Origin of the sequence: uncultured Thiodictyon sp. (genome assembly GCF_903946935.1) — a bacterium.
Classification (GTDB): Bacteria; Pseudomonadota; Gammaproteobacteria; order Chromatiales; family Chromatiaceae; genus Thiodictyon.
In genome coordinates this window covers 14,105-30,530 of the sequence record NZ_CAJAXH010000177.1, presented here as the reverse complement: position 1 = coordinate 30,530, position 16,426 = coordinate 14,105, and the positions used below count along the sequence as shown (strand labels likewise).

The window sequence follows — 16,426 nt, the reverse complement described above, 5'->3', positions numbered from 1 at the left end:
TACATGTCGGCTTAATAAAATCAGTTGGTTGCCGATTTTATCGAGCCCCATCGAAGTCGGCGCCGGGCCAACTTCGATCTTAGGGTCAGATTATAACAGATTGCGCTGATTGATTTTTTACGGTTTGCTGCCAGGCACTAGATTGCAATCGACCGTCCAAGGCCGGGGCTGGGCGCGGGCGCGTCATAATGCGGGTTGTCCTCGGCAGGCCCGTCGCGCCGCTGCCAGTCGGCGGGAACCAGAATGCTTAGCGGCCCGACCGACACCTGTTGGGTTGCCGATGAGGAAGCAACAGGTGATAGCGGGGTAATGGCCACGACCCGGCGGAAACTGGCGCTGAACATTCCGCGAAAACCCAGTTCGGCGTTGGTCGCCCAACTGGCGGGGTCGGAGTCCACTACGTCGTAAGTTCCGGGTTGCAGCACGATCCCCGGTTGGGCGTTCCAGTAGGCATTCGCCACCCCGCCCTGCCCATCGCTGCCGCTGGCGCTCCAACTGCCAAGCAATGCCCCGGTCGTATTCCGCAGCCCGATCACGCCCGGCGTCCGACCCTTGCCATGGTTCCAATGATAGGTTGAAAGCCGTTCCAGTAGAGCCGGTTCCGCCAAATGGATTTGCGATGGCTGTGTGGGGCCGTTGGCAACGGCGGCAATCGATTCCAGACCGCGATAAAACGGCGCCCCAGTCGGTTGCCAGTCCTGCGCGAACGATGGGCCGACTGGAACCGCCAGCGCGATCATAAGCAGCAGCCGATGCAGAGCCCGGAACTTGTGGCCGGGAACGGGGGTTTGGGACAAGGTCAGGGTACCTCCATCTGGAAAAGATCGTCGGCAAGAGCCGGGTGAATCGCCCGGTCAGGGCGCCGGCAGGGCCGCGGCCTTGATTTACAAGGGACCGGCCCCGGGTCGCCACACGCGACCGAGCCGCATGAGCGGTCCGGAGATTCGCCACAAATGTCGCTGTGGGCCTACCCCTGATCCTCCCAGTCTAACCATTCCACCGGGTAGGTGCTGAGATAGCGGCTGACGGCTGCACCAACGGTCGGAAAGAAGGCCGCTTCGCCAAGCCGCGCGAACACTCCGAATCGCTTCAGCTTATCCTTAACGGGGCCCTTCATCTCGGCAAAGCACAGCGTGATGCCCGCCGCATGCAAAGTCTCGTCCAATTCGGTCAGCATGTCGGCGGCGGTGACGTCCACGCTGGTGACCGGTTCCGCTGCAACGACCAGCCAGCGCACCGGCGTGGGTGAGTTCGCCACCGCATCCAGCACCCGTTCATGGAACCACTCGGCGTTGGCGAAGAACAAGGGCGCATCCCAGCGAAACAGGACCAGGCCGGGGATGAGGCGCGCGTCGGGATGGCGCGTGATGTCGTGGTAGCCCTTGAGGCCGTCGGCGCGGCCCAGGACCGCGGAGTAGGGGCGCCAGCCATCCCACAGAAACTCGATGACGGCGACGACGATCGCCAGGCCGATGCCTGGAATCGCACCCAGGATGACCACCCCGGCGAGGCAGCCGATACTGAGCCAGAATTCCCAACGCTGGATGCGGTAGATACGACGCAGGTCGGCGATCTCGATCAGGCCGATGGCCGAGGCGATCACGACGGCAGCGAGCGCGCTGCTCGGCAGATTGCGCAGTAGGTCAGGGACGACGATCAGGAGCAGGGCCACGGCGAGTGCGCCAACCACCCCGGCCAGTTGGGTCCTGGCGCCCGCGGCCTCGGCCACCGGGGTGCGCGACGCACTGCTGCTGATCGGAAAGCCTTGAAAGAACCCAGCGGCCAGGTTGGCGACGCCGAGCCCCACCATTTCCTGATTGGGGTCGACGGCCGTGCCGGTGCGTGCGGCATAGGTACGCGAGAGCACGCTGGTGTCGGCAAACGACACCAGTGCGACGGCGCCGCCGCCAATCAACACCGGGACCAGATCATCATAGGTGATCCACGGGAAGGCGAACGCGGGCAGGCCCTGGGGTAGCGGGCCCAGGACCGACACGCCAGCGCTCGCCGCCAGGTCCAGCGCGCCGACGATGAGGGTCGCGCCCACCACGGCGATCAGGATCCCCGGCACGCGCTTGCTGCCCCGCAGCAGAAAGATCACCGCCAGCGTGGCCAGGCCGACCAGCAGCGCGGTCCAGTTCGTCCTCCCGGCCAGCACCGCCTCGACGAAGGCCCGGATGCCCGCCAGTGGACCATCGCCCGCGGCCGAGAAGCCGAACAGCTTGGGTAGTTGGCTGATCAGGACGGTCGCCGCAATGCCGTTCATGTACCCGTAGCGGATCGGCTTGGAGAGGAGTTCCGTGACGAATCCCAGGCGTGCCACACCGGCGAGGATGCACAAGGTCCCGGACACGATCGCCATCATGCCCGCCAACGCGACCGCGCGCAGCGGATCACCGCCGGACAACGGCAAGACGACGGCAAGGATGACCGCGGCCAGCGCGGAATCCGGCCCCAGTACCAGGATGCGGCTGGGGCCGAACAGCGCATAGGCCAGCAGCGGGACGATGGTCGCGTAAAGACCATAGATTCCCGGCACGCCGGAGGCCACGGCGTACGCGATACCGACGGGCACCAGCATCGTCGTCAGCACCAGTCCCGCCAGGATGTCGTGACGCAACCAGGCGAGCTCGTACGCGCGCAGGGTCTGGATCCCGGGCAGCCAACGCATCCAGCCACGCTGATCGGCGGCCGTCTGCGGTCGCGCAATGCGGCCAGGCTCTGGACGAGGCGGGGGAGAAGCGGAATTGCTCATGTGATCGCGCCAGCCTGGAGGGGGAAATCCAACGCTAACACAGTGCCGCTTGCGACGGACATACACCGGGTCATGGGGAAGGTCGACCGGCGGCCGTTCGACTGGGACCTCAAGGGGTCAACTCACGAAACGGTCGGGTTAGCCAGGCGGCGTTACCGGCACACAGTCCAGCGCGTGATCCTGCAAGACGATTTCGGGCCAGTTCGCGGGTGAGGTAGGCCCTGGGGTCCGGTCCGCGCCGGCGCGGCCGTCACGCGCCCGGGCGCCCGGGGCCTGACCGCTCGGTTCACCCGCTCACCCGGCGACGGCCCGGCGGGCGCGCTCGCCCCGGCACGGGCGTCGGCAGGGCCTCGGCCGCGGTCCGCCTGGGTCCGCCCCGCCGCCCGTCCACTGGGCGCGGCGCTGGGTGCGTCACAGCGCGGGGTGGGTCTGGCGGAGATCGTCCCGCCACGCTCTTGCCTTTGACGTTCCGACTTTCTGGGCAGGGAGTTACGGCCGACCCACCTGCTTGTGATAAGGAATTGCACTTATCCCGAGCAGCCCCCCAGCGACGATGCAACCGTGAGACTGCACGGAAAACAGGAGCACGAAGATCCGCTGTTCAGCGAATATTGAAATAATGCCGAATCTTCGGTAATATTTGAATATTCACTGTTCAGTGACGATCTCTTCGTCATGCTTATGTTCCACGCCAACGAGCGGCAGCTCGTCCAACAGCTACTGGTAGTGCTTCAGACGCTACCGGGTGTTCATGCCAACGTAGCCCCGTGCGAGCCAGCAGGTGCTGCGAACGACCGCGGCTACGATGCCGAGATTGACCTCAGCATCGCCGGCAAGTCTCTGACCCTGCTTGTCGAGACGAGGAAAACGGTCTATCCGCGTGATGTCCAGCAGGCGCTCTGGCGGATCAAGTCCCAGGCTAACCGCAGCGCGCGGCCAGACCTCGACAGCGTACCCGTGCTGGCCGCCGAGTCACTCTCGCCTGGGGCCAAGGATCTCCTCCGCACTGAGCAGGTGGGCTACTTCGACAGCGGCGGTAGCCTGTACCTGCCCGCACCGGGAGCCTACGTCTACATCGACAAGCCTCCACCCAAGGCTCAGGCCACGGTGATGCGCTCACTGTTCACTGGACGCCGCGCCTCGGCCATCCACACCCTGCTGATGCAGCGCGAACAATGGTTCGGCGTCAAGGAACTGGCCGAGCGGTCCCAGGTGTCGCCGGCCACCGCCTCCGAGATCCTGCGCGAGCTGGAGAAGTTCGACTGGATCGCCATCCGCGGACAGGGGCCGAACAAGGAACGGCACCTGCGCGACCCACGAGCCCTGCTCGACGCCTGGGCTGCCCAGGTCGCGGGAAGCCGACCGGCGATCCTGCGACGATACTTCGTGCCTGGCACAAAAGCCGAAGCGCTGGTAGATCGTGCGGCGCAGGCCTTTGAAGCCCATGGCGCGAGCTATGCCATCAGCAACGAAGCTGCGGCACAGCGTTATGCCCCATTCCTCTCCAGTTTCGGACAGGTGCGATGTCGGGTGCTCGTAACGCCGGAGGCCACTGATGCGTTGGCGGACCTCGGCGCGCGTGTCGTCAACGAAGGGGCGAACTTCGCCATCATCGACGTTAAGTCGCCGGGCGATCTGCTCTTCCGGGAGCGCGTCGGAAATGCCTGGCTAGCAAGCCCCATCCACGTTTATCTCGACCTGCTAAAAGGAGAAGGACGAGCCAAGGAAATGGCGGAACACCTGCGCAATGAAAGGATCGGCTGCTGATGGCGAAACCCGCAACCCTGGATGGCTACAGCGATCAGTACACGCTCGACTGCGAGCGCGTGCTGGTCACTTTGCTGCGCGGGTTGGGCCCATGGAAGGACTCGGTCTGCTTGATCGGTGGGCTCACCCCACGCTACCTGGTGGCGGCACGTCCGCCGGCCGTGCCGCCGCACGCGGGCACGATGGACGTGGACATCGTGATCGACCTGCAGATCCTCGCCGACACGCAGGCGTATCAGACGCTCGAACAGAATTTCAAGAAGTTGGGCTTCGAGCGCGCCATCAACGACAGGCAGCAGACGCTTTCCTGGCGCTGGCAAACAAAGACCGAACACGGGGCGATCATGGTGCTCGAACTGCTGGCCGACGCGCCGGACATCGCCGGTGGCAGAGTGCAGGCCCTGCCGACCGAAGGCAGGATCTCGGCGCTGAACATCCCCCACTCGTCCATCGTCTTCGACCTAAACCAAGCCACGAAGATCCAGGCCGAGCTGCTGGGCGGCAACGGCATCGTGACCGAGTGGATCAGGCACGCCAACCTCGTCAGCTTCACATGTTTGAAAGCGTTCGCCTTCGATCAGCGTTACGAGCGCAAGGACGCGCATGACCTCATCTACTGCATTGAGCACGCGCCCGAAGGCACAGATGTCGCCGCCAAAGCATTCCGTAAGGAACTCGAAGGCAAGCACCGAGAAGTTGTCGACGCCGCGCTCGTGATCCTTCACAACCGATTCGCGAGCGACGAGAAGGCCGAGGGTTATCGCAAGGATGGTCCCGTGTCTGTCGCTAAGTTCGAGCTCGGCGAAGGTGATGACGCCGAACAACGCGAAGCAAGGGTACTGCGACAGCGCGAAGTGAGCGACCTGATCGAGCAACTGCTGGGGCGCGTGCACATTGCCGGGAGTACTTGATGACGTTTCCGGCAGGTCGACGCGACCATAAACGCCCCTCACTTAACATAAATGGTGTTCTGCTAGGAAAACGATTCAGATGAAAAAACCTCGCGCAAAGAAACCAAAGGCGCCATTGCTACCAATCGAGATCGCCTTGCCCGAGCGCGAGCTTTTGGAAGGGGGCGCGATGTTCGTTGTTCTACGAACACTCGATGATCTTGACTCATTCTGGAAAGAGCATCGGGAGGCTTTTAAATATGCCGCAGAGGGCACCCTTTGGGGGGAGTCACAGCATTACTTGAATGAGTATGAGTGGGTGTTCGGCCCGAGCAAGGAGGCTGTTGTGAAGGCGGTGTTTCGCTGGGATCAAGTGGGCATTAAGTGTGAGTGGTACGATTGGGCCGGCGATAATCCAGAAGAACATGCGTACTGGTTCGCCGACCGTGATGATTATCGAACATTGCAACAGACGAACAATACCTGGGGTGAGGCCGATGAGGCAGAATACCAGAAAGATTGCAAAAGCTACTCCCCGGAGACCTATCGCGGATGGTGGATATTAACAAACCTGCCAGACAATTGCAGAAACTCGGATTGGTTCAGTGGTTGGGATTTCCCGGAAATCATTGACCCACACATGTCCGTCGAGAGTGTTGCTCAGCGACTGCAACAGCACACCTTTGACGACTGGGAAGCAAGCGATTGTGGCGAGGTTGGGTTTTGCGACCAGCAGCGCCTTGATGAAAGAATTAGACACTGGCGAGACGAGCAACGGATGGGATACGACCATTATGGGAAAGAGAGCGAGCGAGACTAGAATGCACGTTTTACTGCCCCCCCATATTGATGCTCTGGTGAAGGCTCGGGTCGATGCTGGTGCTTACCAATCAGCAAGCGATGTGATTTGCGAGGCATTGCACCTCTTGGATGAGCGCGACCAGTTGCGCGACGGGCGGCGGGAGGTATCACTCGATGACGGATACCAAGCGATGGCCGCTGATCCGGTGCGTGAAGCTGAGGCCCAAGAGTGGTGTCGCCCTGGCGTCCAGACGCACGCCCGGCCACCGCTTTACCAGCAACTTGAGGCCCTACCCGAGTGGATGACCGCCGAACTCATCGACGGCCAGGTTCACACCGAGCCGCGCCCCGCGGCCTTGGTCCTGGGAACGGTTTCCGCCTTGTTGAATCGGTCACCCGACGAGCGCCGTGACTGGTGCGTCTTGCACTGGCCCGAGTTACACCTAATTCTTGACACTGAGGTTCTTGTTCCAGATCTGGCGGCTTGGCGCTGGGAGAGAATACGGTTCGTCCAAGAAGACCAGCGTTTTACGATAGTGCCGGATTGGGTCTGTGAAATCTTGTCCCCCGTCACCCGCAGCAAGGACCGCGAGATAAAGATGCCGATCTACGCACGGTTCGGGGTGGCCTACCTGTGGTTGGTCGATCCCTGGGCGCGGACGCTGGAAACCTACGCCCTTGATGCCGGCGTCTGGCGGGATATCGGGCGCTTCGGCGGGTCTGACGTGGTGGCCGTCGCGCCCTTCGAGGCAACGCCTATCGACCTGGCCGATGTTTGGATGCCAACGGCCGACGAGTGAATCGTGCGTGCCGAGTACAATTTTTCAGTGCGTCAGCCGGGAGCGATCATCAAGAGCAAGAATGTTTAGCGAATGTTGACGGCTCGTAGGCGTTTTACAGGCACAACATCATGACGAGAGAGTCCACACCGTGACGAAACTTTCTGATCTTCATTACCAGTGGCGGCATGATCCGGCATACCAATCCGCCTATGATGCGCTGGAAGAGGAATTTTCGCGCGCCGCCATTTTGAGTGGGTCCGGGAGGAACGGCAGCCAAGATTGTCCTTCAGCGCGTATACTGGCCTTGCGGCAGGCGCTCAATAATGGAGAGACCAGCGGCAGCGCCGAATACTCACTAAGCAGTTTGTTGGAAGAACTTGATGGTGATCATTCCGACGATAATCTGCTACAACAGGATCAGAGGTGTTCCAGTATGCAGGGGACAACACAATATGTGAACCTTGAAATTGTGGCTTCTTTGCCAGAAACTGAAATTTGGTTAGGTGATGCTGACGGCTTTTTTGTTCAAAAAGCGTTAGGTAAGCTGATAACGCGGCTGCTGTCTGGCGATTATGTAGTTGAATTTGGACTGGGCACTCCCGTTTATCCAATTCACCTCGATAAGGACAAAAGTACCACCCAAGCAGAATTGCAAGCTGGACCTGTCTGTGCGCGGCAGGTGTTTAGCTTACCGGAGTAACACCCTCTACTGTTTGCTCTAATCTCCCGCCTGCCCCGACACGTCGCGGGGCCAGCAACAGCCATTTTAGGTAGGTGCCGGTTGTTGCAAGGCGAGGTGCAACGTTTTTATTCTGGGCATGCGCAGGACCAGTTCTTCCTTGCGGATGCCCTGTAGGCCAAGCCTCCAACTACGCGCTAACTCCCAGCGCAACGGCCAAGTGCTGGCGTCGGCGGCCACCGTCGATGATGCGAACTCCCCGCAACCGACCCAATCGAACCAGAACAAAACCGATTCACGCCGAGTCACTGATGGAGTATGCTGCTCCGGCGGCACCTTCCTTTTCGGGCGAGGCTGTGGGCGATCCGGCGGTAGTCTTCGCATGCGCACCATGCGCCGCAAGACCCGCATTCTCGATGATGACCTGCCCGCGATCACCAAGGCCTACGCCGAATTCCGCACCACGCACCCGGAGCCTGGCAAATGATCACGCGTCTCGAAGCGACCGGCTACCGCTGCTTTGAATGCCTAGCCATAGACCTGACCGATTTTCAGGTCATCGTCGGCGCCAACGGTGCGGGTAAGAACACGCTGCTCGACCTACCCTGCCTGGTCGGAGAACTGCTCCGTGCGGACATGATCGCCTCCATCTTTTTGGTCAAGCGCGGCGACAAGCCGGGGTCTGCCGGATGCAGCCTCCGGCGCGAGTTATTCCCCTAGGCACCGCGCGCACGTTGGCCTCGGTTGGGCGGCAAGCTACCCACGCGCGAGCGCCGCTGCGGCTCCCGGTAACGCCCCGTTTGCCCGCTCACGCAGATTCTTGCCCGGCTTGAAGTGCGGGACATGCTTTCCGGCCAGGGCCACGGGGTCGCCGGTCTTGGGGTTGCGCCCGATCCGCGGCGGGCGGTAGTGCAGCGAAAAGCTGCCGAAGCCGCGGATCTCGATCCGTTCGCCGGCGCCGAGCGCGGCGCTCATACGCTCGACGATCTTATGTACCGTATCGTCTACGTCCTTGTAGTCGAGCCCCGCCTGCCCAGCGGCCAGCACGTCGGTCAACTCGCTTTTCGTCATGGATCGGTTTCCTCGTTGGCCGGTAAGCGCTTGCGGTTGCTTGATTGCTAAGTGGTTCGCTTCCCGCGCATCGCGTGGTATTGTACCTGCGATGGCCGCGGTGTGCAGACCCCAAGGCCCTAACGCGGTGCTAAATCCGTCACATCGGAACATTCCGCCGAGGTCTACCCCGGCGAGGGCGAGGCAACAGTCAGAGAACGCTGAGAATCGTTGGGTTACGACCTTACATGGATTTCCTGTCCCGTTGTACCTAGACCCATTATTAGTGGGTTTGCTTATGTGCCACCTGGTGACCGCTTCGCGCTTATTGGGCCATCCAGGTCAACTACGACGATACCATTAAACGCCCAAGGCGTGCTCGACAGGTTGCCCCCGTCAGTAACCTTTCAGGGCGCCTTCGCGCGCACAGTAGCGGCGACCGAAGCCGTTCAGGCCGTTTAACCTGGCGCACCGCGGTGTCCTCGCCTCGACGTCACTCGCAAGCCCCTTCGCTCCATGCCACCAAGGTGACCATCCATGCTGACAGAAATCAAGACACCCAGCGGGAGTCAATACGCGTTCACCTTCCCTTCTGAATCCGAGCTTGGCGAACTGGCGGGCAAACAGTATCGTCTCGGGCTTGGCATCTGCGACGATCCCGCATGTCGATGTAGCGTGGTGTCTGTGGGCCTGTTGCCAGACGAGCCAGGGTCCGTGTCAAAATACACGGGAACGGACACCCCCTTGTTCGAAATGCGTGTTGACGTACTCAAGCAGAAACTGGATGCCGGGATTAAAAAACGATCCGTTTCAGAGCAACGCATCGGTGACACCTTTGTTCGTGCCTTGTCCGGACGAGATTGGCGGATATTAGCCGCAATTTTTTATTCCCGCAAACGCCAAATTACGGACGAGACTCCCGATGAAGAGATCGATGCGCCGTTCCCTGCGGATGACATTGAGCAACACTCCTCCATGGTGAGATTCCATGGCATCCTGCCTTACGCCGATTTCCAGATACTGGACATTGAAAATCGGCGCTTCCAGCTTGATGACCTCTATTGCGTAAAATCCGGCTGTCATTGTACCGATGTCGCGGTGGGTTTGCTGGATCTCAGCGCTCCGCATGACGCGGCCGACCGCCCATTGGAAGCGCCGATGCCGGCGCTCTTTCTCAACTATCAGACGAAAACGTGGCGGATCGAAAACGTCGGTGACGAAGACCCGCCATTTTTGAACCGCGTCGCCGAGACGTTGAATACCGATGCCTATGCGACGTTATTTCAACGCCACCATGACCGGCTGAAATCGCTGTATCGAGGATACCAAGCCCGCCATCCCCGCCATGCGGCGGCGATCCCCACGCGTCAATCCGTCGGTCGCAATGATCGTTGTCCTTGCGGGAGTGGTAAGAAGTATAAGAAATGCTGTTTAAACGCTCCAATGAAGTCATGGCGGGCCTAAGTGCATAATTTCGATTATCGGCCATCACGCTATAGACGCAAATTAGCCCGCTTGTGCGTGGTATAAGATAATTGTAACGGCTATTGAAATATTCACATAATCTTTCCGAAGATTGTCAGGCCCTTATGTTTTCAGGTCGCTACAGCTATCGGCCATCGCACAGCCGTTATTTCCGCGGCGCTTGATGTCGTACATGGCCAGATCCGCCGCGCGCATCGGCGACCGTGGACAGAATCACGGCAAACTCGTCGTCTCCTAAGCGGTCTTCTGTGCGAGTCCGGGCCTAGATCCCCGGACCGTAGCTGATCTGGGTAAAACAGGTTCATACGGCTGTTGGTGGTGCTCCGCCAGGCACCTTGATGTCGCCCGCGGCGATGCCGGCGGCGATCTGCTCCAGCACTTTGGCGAAACGATACAGCCCAGGATAGACGGCGCACAGGGCGGACAGTTCGTCCGGGGCGACCCGGTCCATGAGCTGTTTGAACAGCGGCAGGTGGTCGGCCATCGCGACGAACAGCTCGATATCAGTGAGACGGCCCTGTGTCAGTGCCGTGACGTGGGCATCCAAGGCAGCGGCGAGCGCGCGTGGTCCCGCGTCGGCGGGCGGCCTGGCGCGCTGCGCCGGCGCCGACGTCAGCTCCAGCCGATCGGTCGTCAGGTCCAACGCGGCGGCCTGGTCCCGACAGACCCAGTTGAGCAGCCGACCGGGCGGGTTCGGCCGCGCGCGAAACTGCGCCAAGGTGTCGTGATACTGTGCCGGCGTCGTCGTGGAGCGGGCAATCCGACGGCTGTGGTCGCGCAAGCCGTGCAGGTCGTGCGCACCGACCTCGGCGCGAAACGCGCACACCTGCTGCTCAGGACCCATGGCCAGGATGAAGTAGCCGCCGTGTTCGAGCATTCGGCCCACGACAGTGCGCACCTGCGGGTTGCTTGGATTGAGCAGCACGTTGTAGGTGGCGAACTCGTAAAACTCGAAGGCGAAGTGAATCAGCTCGAAATCGGCGCCGCCCAGCACCGTGTGACCCAGGTTGAAACCCAGGTCGGTGATGTCGGGCGGGACCTCGACGCCTGGCCGCAACGCCAGGACGGCATACGGCTGGCCGTGGGCCTCCATTAGGCCGAGCGCGAAGCAGGGTGCGTCCTGCGCCAGAAAGTCTTGGACGAAGCGCCAGTTGAGCGTCAGCGGCGGCAGCCTCTCGGGTGGCTTACTCATGGGTGTACCAGCGCAAGGCGCCGCCGTGGCAGCGCGGACCGCGTCAGAGTGATAGATCGTTGGCGTCGGCCCTATCGAGGCGACGCGACCGTCACTGGAACGCTACCCCAGCGTCGCCCCTCGTGTCCAACCGGCGCCGACGCGCGCCGGAGCGACCGGACACGACACGGCAGGTCCTGACGCTGCGCCACCGTCTCCCTCAGCCGTGGCTGAATGCCGCGTGAGGAGGTCTCGCCCGGCGCGGGCGGCGCCAAGGCCTCGATCTCACTGTTCCGATCCCAATGCCGCGCCCCCAAGTTCCAGGGGTTGGACAAGAATCACCACAAGAGCACCGTCAACCAAGGAGCTCATCCCATGAGCCTGATCGCCAATTTGGACGGTCGCCTGGGTGGCGATCCCGTGGCCCGCACCACCAAGAGCGGCAAGGGTATGACCACGGTCCACGTCGCCGTCGATGTCACGCCCCGGGATGCGGCGGCGCCGGAAACCCTGTGGGTTGCGTCTCCTCGCGTTTGGTGCCGCCGCGCAGACCTTGCAGCGGGCGCAGAAGGGACAGATGGTCGCCGCCCTGGGGCGCATGACCCGCGGCATTTATACCCCCGTGGACGGCGAGCCGCGCGAGTCCTGGGCCATGCTGTGCGACTCGCTGGTAGTGACCACGTCCGCCAAGCCGACCGGCAGCGCGCGCTCACAGGGTCACGGCGAACCGGCGCGCGACCCGGTGTCCCCAGTTGAGTCGGAGCCGGTGCCGTTCTATGATGATGAAATCCCCTTTTGAGCGGGCGCAATGATCAACGGTACGTAAGCGTCCCGCGAACGACTGGCTTGACGGCCCGCTCTGGATGTCCTCCTGCTATAGTGCCTGAGGCAGGAGCGCCGCGACGGCCGCTGGGTTGTCAGCCAAGGCTAGCCGTTCAAAGAGGAAATTGGGATCAACTCACGAAACGGAAAAATAGCACGGTAAGGAAGCCTACGAAGCCGTAGAAGCGAATATTGAACGTCATTGTGCGCCCCGCGATCCCCTCCTGTCGGGCCGTGGCGGTGCCCTCGGCCGCCAGACCGCGCAGGGCTACAAATAGCCTCCACGCATTGTCACCAGGCCCCCAACGCCTCGTATCTCTGCCGTTTGACCAAGAGTCGTTCGTCGTCGGGCGTGACCTTAAGCGCGACCCGCAGGAAGCCAGCGGACCCTTGATAGTCGCGCTGCTGCTCGCACACCTGGATGAGACGCCTGAGGACATCCGGGTTGCGGGGATACTGGCGATTCAGGTCGTCCAGAAGCGTCCGGGCCTGATTATAGTCAGCTTCCATGCCCCAGATCGATGCCTCGCACAGTCCATGTTCGAGCGAGGATTCGCCGTTTTCAGCCGCGATCCGGAGCAGATCTTGAGCAACATCGAGCTTACGCAACCGCAGAAACACCTTGATTCCCAGCAGGCGAATGGTAGACCCATCGACACCGGACATCCCCGCGAGATCCGACTGTGCCGTAAAGACGCGCTCGAAATCAAACCACCGCTCCGCCCGGAAAAGCGCATTAAGCTGCATCACCAGGGCATCACTATCATTGGACCGCGCATGCTCCAGCGCGGCGATGCGCGCCGCTCGGGCATAATCCTTTTGCTCAAGGGCGCGGACAACGTCGCTTGACCAATCATCGGCACTGCTTTGACCGATGGAGATTGACGTATTTGGAACATAATCTAGTTGAGTCTTGCTCGCCGCCCTAAAGGCATCCTTCAACGCATCGACGGAAGCGAAGCGCTCACCAGGGTCACGGCGAAGGCACTTCAGGATCACCGCATCCATACTTGGTGCTATGCCGGAATTAACCTCTCTCGGCTGCGGAAAGACGGCGTGACTGCGAACCTGGGACTGCGTATCGTGCGGAAGCCGTCCGGTCGTCAGCTGATAGAGAAGCACGCCCAGACTGTAGATATCCCCGGCCAACAGCTGCTGAAAGGTCCCTTTGCGGGACACGCAATCGGAGTATTCCGGCGCTGAGTACAGCACGGTGCCACCATTCTCCCGCGTCCGGACATAGATCTCTTCCGGTAGCGCAGAACTCCCGAAATCGGTGAGCTTCACCAAGTCGCCCTGTCCGACCAGAATGTTATGCGGCTTAATGTCCCCATGGGAAATTGGTGTTTCCAGCGACGCCAGATAGGCAACCGCAGCTAATACTTGATCGTAAATCTTGAAGAGCCGCTGGTAGGTATTGCCGAAGTGATGGCTGCGACTTTCCAGTTTCTGCGCGAGACTCTCGCTCGGAAAATACTCCATTTCGATGGCATACCATTCCCTTTCCGGCGGTACCCGACCGACATCAAAGATCTTTATCACATTGGGATGATCAGCAACGCCGATGAGTTCCTTGCCTTCCGCCAAGTAGCGATCGTCTCTGGACAACTGCTTCGGGATCTTGACCGCAACGATGGTGCCATCGCGTAACCGCTCGGCACGCCAGACCCAACCGTGGGTACCATCCCCCAGACATTCCAATAGTCGATACCGGTCGCCCAGGACCTTATTGGCGCCGGGCAGAAAATGGGCGCTCGTGGGTTTCACGCGACCTCCGCGAAACTGCGTGAGTGCAAGGTGAGAAGTCCGGGGGCTTGGGTCCGAAAGATGAAGCGAATAAAGAGCAAAGCACACCCAGGGCGACCTGGAACATGGACACCCAAACTGTTCTTGATTCCACGTAATAGCGCATGGCGGAAGCTGTCGACGCTTGGGGCGTTGACAATCCCTTTGCTCCAGGCAGACAAAATCAATAGACGAGGTCCGCGTCCCCAGCGCGACGCCGCCTCCAAGAGATTGGCAACCTTGGCATCGAGCTTCGTGGTTCCGCGCGCGCCTCCCTCGAAACGCTCGAACTCGATCAGAACTTCCGGGGACCAAGTCGATCGATTAAACCAAACGGAGTCGGAGCGGATATCGCAGCCAGCGGCAGTAGGCGCGGGCGCCTCCACCACCGCCGAAAATCCCAACTCGTGGCCTAGCGTATTCCAAAGGCTACAGCCAATGCTGTGGATCAGCACATCCTCGTCTTTCACCCCAGGGTGAAAGAGGACCGGGAAACTGCGCTGGAGAAAATCAGAACCCTCCAGTGTCTCCCTGATGCGCGCGATCTCGTCATTCATGAAAGGTATCCCAGACCTGGAGCACCTGCGGTGACTCCCCGCCATGCACCAACGCCTTACCGCCAACTTTGACGAGCAGCGGCGCCGGGATGGACCGACCACAGACCAAAGCCTCACCGGTCGACAGGCTCGGTAGTTCGTCCAAGTCGGCTTTACTCACCATATCGGACGCCTTAGCGATGAAGCGCTGATCGTCCGGGTTTTTAAGACGCATGGTAATCAAGGTGTTGCACTGAGAGGTCACATCGGCATCGAGCTTGGACGGACGCTGGCTCACGATGCAAAAACCGACACCGAATTTGCGCCCCTCTCCCGCGATCTTCTTGATCACCCGATGACTCACCGCCTTGCCGTCGGCGGGGGCGAAACTGTGCCCCTCCTCGTAGACCAGAAAACAGGGGCGTAGCGGGTCGGTCTTGCTGGATGCCGCACGCAGGATCTCGCTGGAAAGCAAGGCGCAGACCACCTGCTTGGCGGTATCGCTCAGACCCTGGAGATCGACAACGATGAGGCGACCCTTGCGGTTCGAAGGTCGCCCGATCATGCGATAGATGTCAGTGGACTCTGCCATGGTGGCGGAGTAAAAGCTCTGGGCCTCGTTGAGGACCCGGCTCAGTTTCATGGAGGCGACTGCGGCGCTGCGCCCGCTCAAGGCGTTGGCCTCCGCATCCGACAGGTCATCCCAGCCCTTCATCTCATCGATTCCGTCGCCGAGGAAATAACGCAAACGGTTGATGTCGCGCGGCTCGGTCCTATCCACATGGCGCCAATAACGCATGGCCACATCCAGCACACGCTGTTGGGGTTCCGTCAGCCCCGGCAGGATCTCCGCCACATCGTCCATCTCGAAGCGGTCGAACTGAAGCGCCAGCGGACGATTCTTGCCGGCGTACTTGTACCGAAACGACTCGTGCTGCGGTGAATAGACCTGGATGCCGGCATCAGCGGCCTGCAACCGCTCGAACATCTCTTTGATGCGCGGGAGCGTATGCCGGTCGCGAGGATCGTCGATCCCCTCGACTTGGCCGAATTGCAGTTGCCCCTTGGCGAAGGCGCGCCCGTATTCGCCATGAGGATCGAAGACCACCACGCTGCCATTGTTGATGGCCACCAGCCGTTCGATGATTCTACCCACCGTGTAGGACTTACCTGAGCCGGTCATTGCCAATACCGCCAGGTGCTCGGTAACCAGGTTGTTGACGTCGAGGAACACCGGTACCGTGTTCTCGCCGTGCTCGTAGCCGACAAGGTTCCCCAGATGCAAGCTGGTGTGTTCGTTGAACTCATAGAAATCAGCGAGGAACTGGAAATCAACCGTCTCAACCGCCACGCCGGGGTCCGGCGGCCGACGCGGGATCTTGATCTGGCGCGTTTCCGGATCGCGGTAGCCGATCAGTTCCAGATTCGCGTACAACTGTTCTCCGGTGACGCTCGCCCCGGGCAGCAACTCAAGCTCGGTCACTCCGTCCCCAAACCCGGCGTTGTACAACAGGTTTGAGCGGTGAATCCGGATCACCCGCCCAAGCACGGGTACCCGCGGCTCGTCCTGCCGCTCCTGGTGCATGATCCGGACGAACTCGCCTCGCCGGACGGCAAAGGAGCCGTTCACCACCATCGTCAACTTGGCGGAGTCCCCGGTGTTGCCGACCAATTTTCCCAGCACGCTGTGTTTCATTTAAGAACCTGGAAAGCGCATTTGCACCACAAAGATAGAAATAACCCTAACCCAAGAAAAAGACTTTGCACCACAAAGACACAAAGATCACAAAGATCACAAAGATCACAAAGAAAGAAAATACGTTGCTGTCCCGATTCGGCTAACCGCGGCGCCAATGTACAGCCGCAGCACAACGCATTGAAATTCTTTGTGTCCTTTGTGCCT

The 16,426-nt window shown here is 60.8% G+C and carries 15 protein-coding genes; 8 read left to right on the top strand and 7 right to left on the bottom strand.

The window, feature by feature from the left end; all coding sequences use genetic code 11:
* Nucleotides 1–137: 137 nt before the first annotated feature.
* The gene (locus QZX93_RS15450; protein WP_295383996.1) at nucleotides 138–797 is read right to left on the bottom strand and encodes a hypothetical protein; all 660 of its coding nucleotides are present in this window, start codon (nucleotides 795–797) and stop codon (nucleotides 138–140) included.
* 170 nt (nucleotides 798–967) lie between these two features.
* Nucleotides 968–2,671, bottom strand: coding sequence for a SulP family inorganic anion transporter (locus QZX93_RS15445; protein WP_295383997.1), 1,704 nt, complete (start codon nucleotides 2,669–2,671; stop codon nucleotides 968–970).
* 759 nt (nucleotides 2,672–3,430) lie between these two features.
* Here QZX93_RS15445 and QZX93_RS15440 point away from each other — a divergent pair.
* From QZX93_RS15440 to QZX93_RS15415, 6 genes are all read left to right on the top strand, one after another.
* Complete coding sequence (locus QZX93_RS15440) at nucleotides 3,431–4,522, top strand: hypothetical protein (RefSeq protein ID WP_295383998.1); 1,092 nt, start codon at nucleotides 3,431–3,433, stop codon at nucleotides 4,520–4,522.
* Nucleotides 4,522–5,433 carry an antitoxin gene (locus QZX93_RS15435; RefSeq protein WP_295383999.1) on the top strand — a complete coding sequence of 304 codons (912 nt, stop codon included), beginning with the start codon at nucleotides 4,522–4,524 and terminating at the stop codon, nucleotides 5,431–5,433. The genes QZX93_RS15440 and QZX93_RS15435 overlap by 1 nt, the downstream gene beginning before the upstream one ends.
* Before the next feature lie 79 nt (nucleotides 5,434–5,512).
* Nucleotides 5,513–6,232 (top strand): hypothetical protein, encoded by a 720-nt coding sequence (locus QZX93_RS15430; RefSeq protein ID WP_295384000.1) that lies wholly within the window; start codon nucleotides 5,513–5,515, stop codon nucleotides 6,230–6,232.
* A 1-nt stretch (nucleotide 6,233) separates the two neighbouring features.
* The gene (locus QZX93_RS15425; protein WP_295384001.1) at nucleotides 6,234–7,013 is read left to right on the top strand and encodes a Uma2 family endonuclease; all 780 of its coding nucleotides are present in this window, start codon (nucleotides 6,234–6,236) and stop codon (nucleotides 7,011–7,013) included.
* A gap of 130 nt (nucleotides 7,014–7,143) precedes the next feature.
* Entirely contained in the window at nucleotides 7,144–7,695 is a 552-nt protein-coding gene (locus tag QZX93_RS15420) for a hypothetical protein (protein ID WP_295384002.1), read from the top strand.
* A 462-nt stretch (nucleotides 7,696–8,157) separates the two neighbouring features.
* Nucleotides 8,158–8,394, top strand: a complete 237-nt coding sequence (locus QZX93_RS15415) for a hypothetical protein (RefSeq protein ID WP_295384003.1) — start codon at nucleotides 8,158–8,160, stop codon at nucleotides 8,392–8,394.
* Between the two features lie 36 nt (nucleotides 8,395–8,430).
* Here the strand turns inward: QZX93_RS15415 and QZX93_RS15410 are convergent, their stop codons facing one another.
* A complete protein-coding gene (locus QZX93_RS15410; protein WP_295384004.1) occupies nucleotides 8,431–8,745 on the bottom strand; it encodes an integration host factor subunit beta in 315 nt (104 codons plus the stop codon).
* Nucleotides 8,746–9,261: 516 nt separating this feature from the next.
* On the opposite strand from QZX93_RS15410, the gene QZX93_RS15405 reads away from it, so the two are divergent.
* Entirely contained in the window at nucleotides 9,262–10,188 is a 927-nt protein-coding gene (locus QZX93_RS15405; RefSeq protein ID WP_295384005.1) for an SEC-C metal-binding domain-containing protein, read from the top strand.
* 322 nt (nucleotides 10,189–10,510) lie between these two features.
* On the opposite strand, the gene QZX93_RS15400 is transcribed toward QZX93_RS15405, so the two are convergent.
* Nucleotides 10,511–11,401, bottom strand: coding sequence for a hypothetical protein (locus QZX93_RS15400; RefSeq protein WP_295384006.1), 891 nt, complete (start codon nucleotides 11,399–11,401; stop codon nucleotides 10,511–10,513).
* A 496-nt stretch (nucleotides 11,402–11,897) separates the two neighbouring features.
* Between QZX93_RS15400 and QZX93_RS15395 the strand changes: the two genes are divergently transcribed.
* Nucleotides 11,898–12,179, top strand: coding sequence for a hypothetical protein (locus QZX93_RS15395; RefSeq protein ID WP_295384007.1), 282 nt, complete (start codon nucleotides 11,898–11,900; stop codon nucleotides 12,177–12,179).
* A 314-nt stretch (nucleotides 12,180–12,493) separates the two neighbouring features.
* Here the strand turns inward: QZX93_RS15395 and QZX93_RS15390 are convergent, their stop codons facing one another.
* Genes QZX93_RS15390 through QZX93_RS15380 form a run of 3 tightly spaced genes read right to left on the bottom strand, consistent with a single transcriptional unit; the run spans nucleotide 12,494 to nucleotide 16,219 of the window.
* Nucleotides 12,494–13,969, bottom strand: a complete 1,476-nt coding sequence (locus QZX93_RS15390; RefSeq protein ID WP_295384008.1) for a serine/threonine-protein kinase — start codon at nucleotides 13,967–13,969, stop codon at nucleotides 12,494–12,496.
* Nucleotides 13,966–14,544, bottom strand: a complete 579-nt coding sequence (locus QZX93_RS15385) for a hypothetical protein (protein ID WP_295384009.1) — start codon at nucleotides 14,542–14,544, stop codon at nucleotides 13,966–13,968. Before QZX93_RS15385 ends, QZX93_RS15390 begins: the two co-directional genes overlap by 4 nt.
* Nucleotides 14,537–16,219 (bottom strand): ATP-binding protein, encoded by a 1,683-nt coding sequence (locus QZX93_RS15380; RefSeq protein ID WP_295384010.1) that lies wholly within the window; start codon nucleotides 16,217–16,219, stop codon nucleotides 14,537–14,539. The genes QZX93_RS15385 and QZX93_RS15380 overlap by 8 nt, the downstream gene beginning before the upstream one ends.
* Between the last annotated feature and the right edge of the window lie 207 nt (nucleotides 16,220–16,426).

Bases quoted from the DNA above. Each gene is read 5' to 3' on its own strand.
- QZX93_RS15415 (WP_295384003.1), top strand. From the start codon at position 8,158: ATGATCACGCGTCTCGAAGCGACCGGCTACCGCTGCTTTGAATGCCTA.
- QZX93_RS15400 (WP_295384006.1), bottom strand. From the start codon at position 11,401: ATGAGTAAGCCACCCGAGAGGCTGCCGCCGCTGACGCTCAACTGGCGC.
- QZX93_RS15430 (WP_295384000.1), top strand. From the start codon at position 5,513: ATGAAAAAACCTCGCGCAAAGAAACCAAAGGCGCCATTGCTACCAATC.
- QZX93_RS15405 (WP_295384005.1), top strand. From the start codon at position 9,262: ATGCTGACAGAAATCAAGACACCCAGCGGGAGTCAATACGCGTTCACC.
- QZX93_RS15435 (WP_295383999.1), top strand. From the start codon at position 4,522: ATGGCGAAACCCGCAACCCTGGATGGCTACAGCGATCAGTACACGCTC.
- QZX93_RS15380 (WP_295384010.1), bottom strand. From the start codon at position 16,219: ATGAAACACAGCGTGCTGGGAAAATTGGTCGGCAACACCGGGGACTCC.
- QZX93_RS15440 (WP_295383998.1), top strand. From the start codon at position 3,431: ATGCTTATGTTCCACGCCAACGAGCGGCAGCTCGTCCAACAGCTACTG.
- QZX93_RS15445 (WP_295383997.1), bottom strand. From the start codon at position 2,671: ATGCGTTGGCTGCCCGGGATCCAGACCCTGCGCGCGTACGAGCTCGCC.
- QZX93_RS15385 (WP_295384009.1), bottom strand. From the start codon at position 14,544: ATGAATGACGAGATCGCGCGCATCAGGGAGACACTGGAGGGTTCTGAT.
- QZX93_RS15410 (WP_295384004.1), bottom strand. From the start codon at position 8,745: ATGACGAAAAGCGAGTTGACCGACGTGCTGGCCGCTGGGCAGGCGGGG.
- QZX93_RS15425 (WP_295384001.1), top strand. From the start codon at position 6,234: ATGCACGTTTTACTGCCCCCCCATATTGATGCTCTGGTGAAGGCTCGG.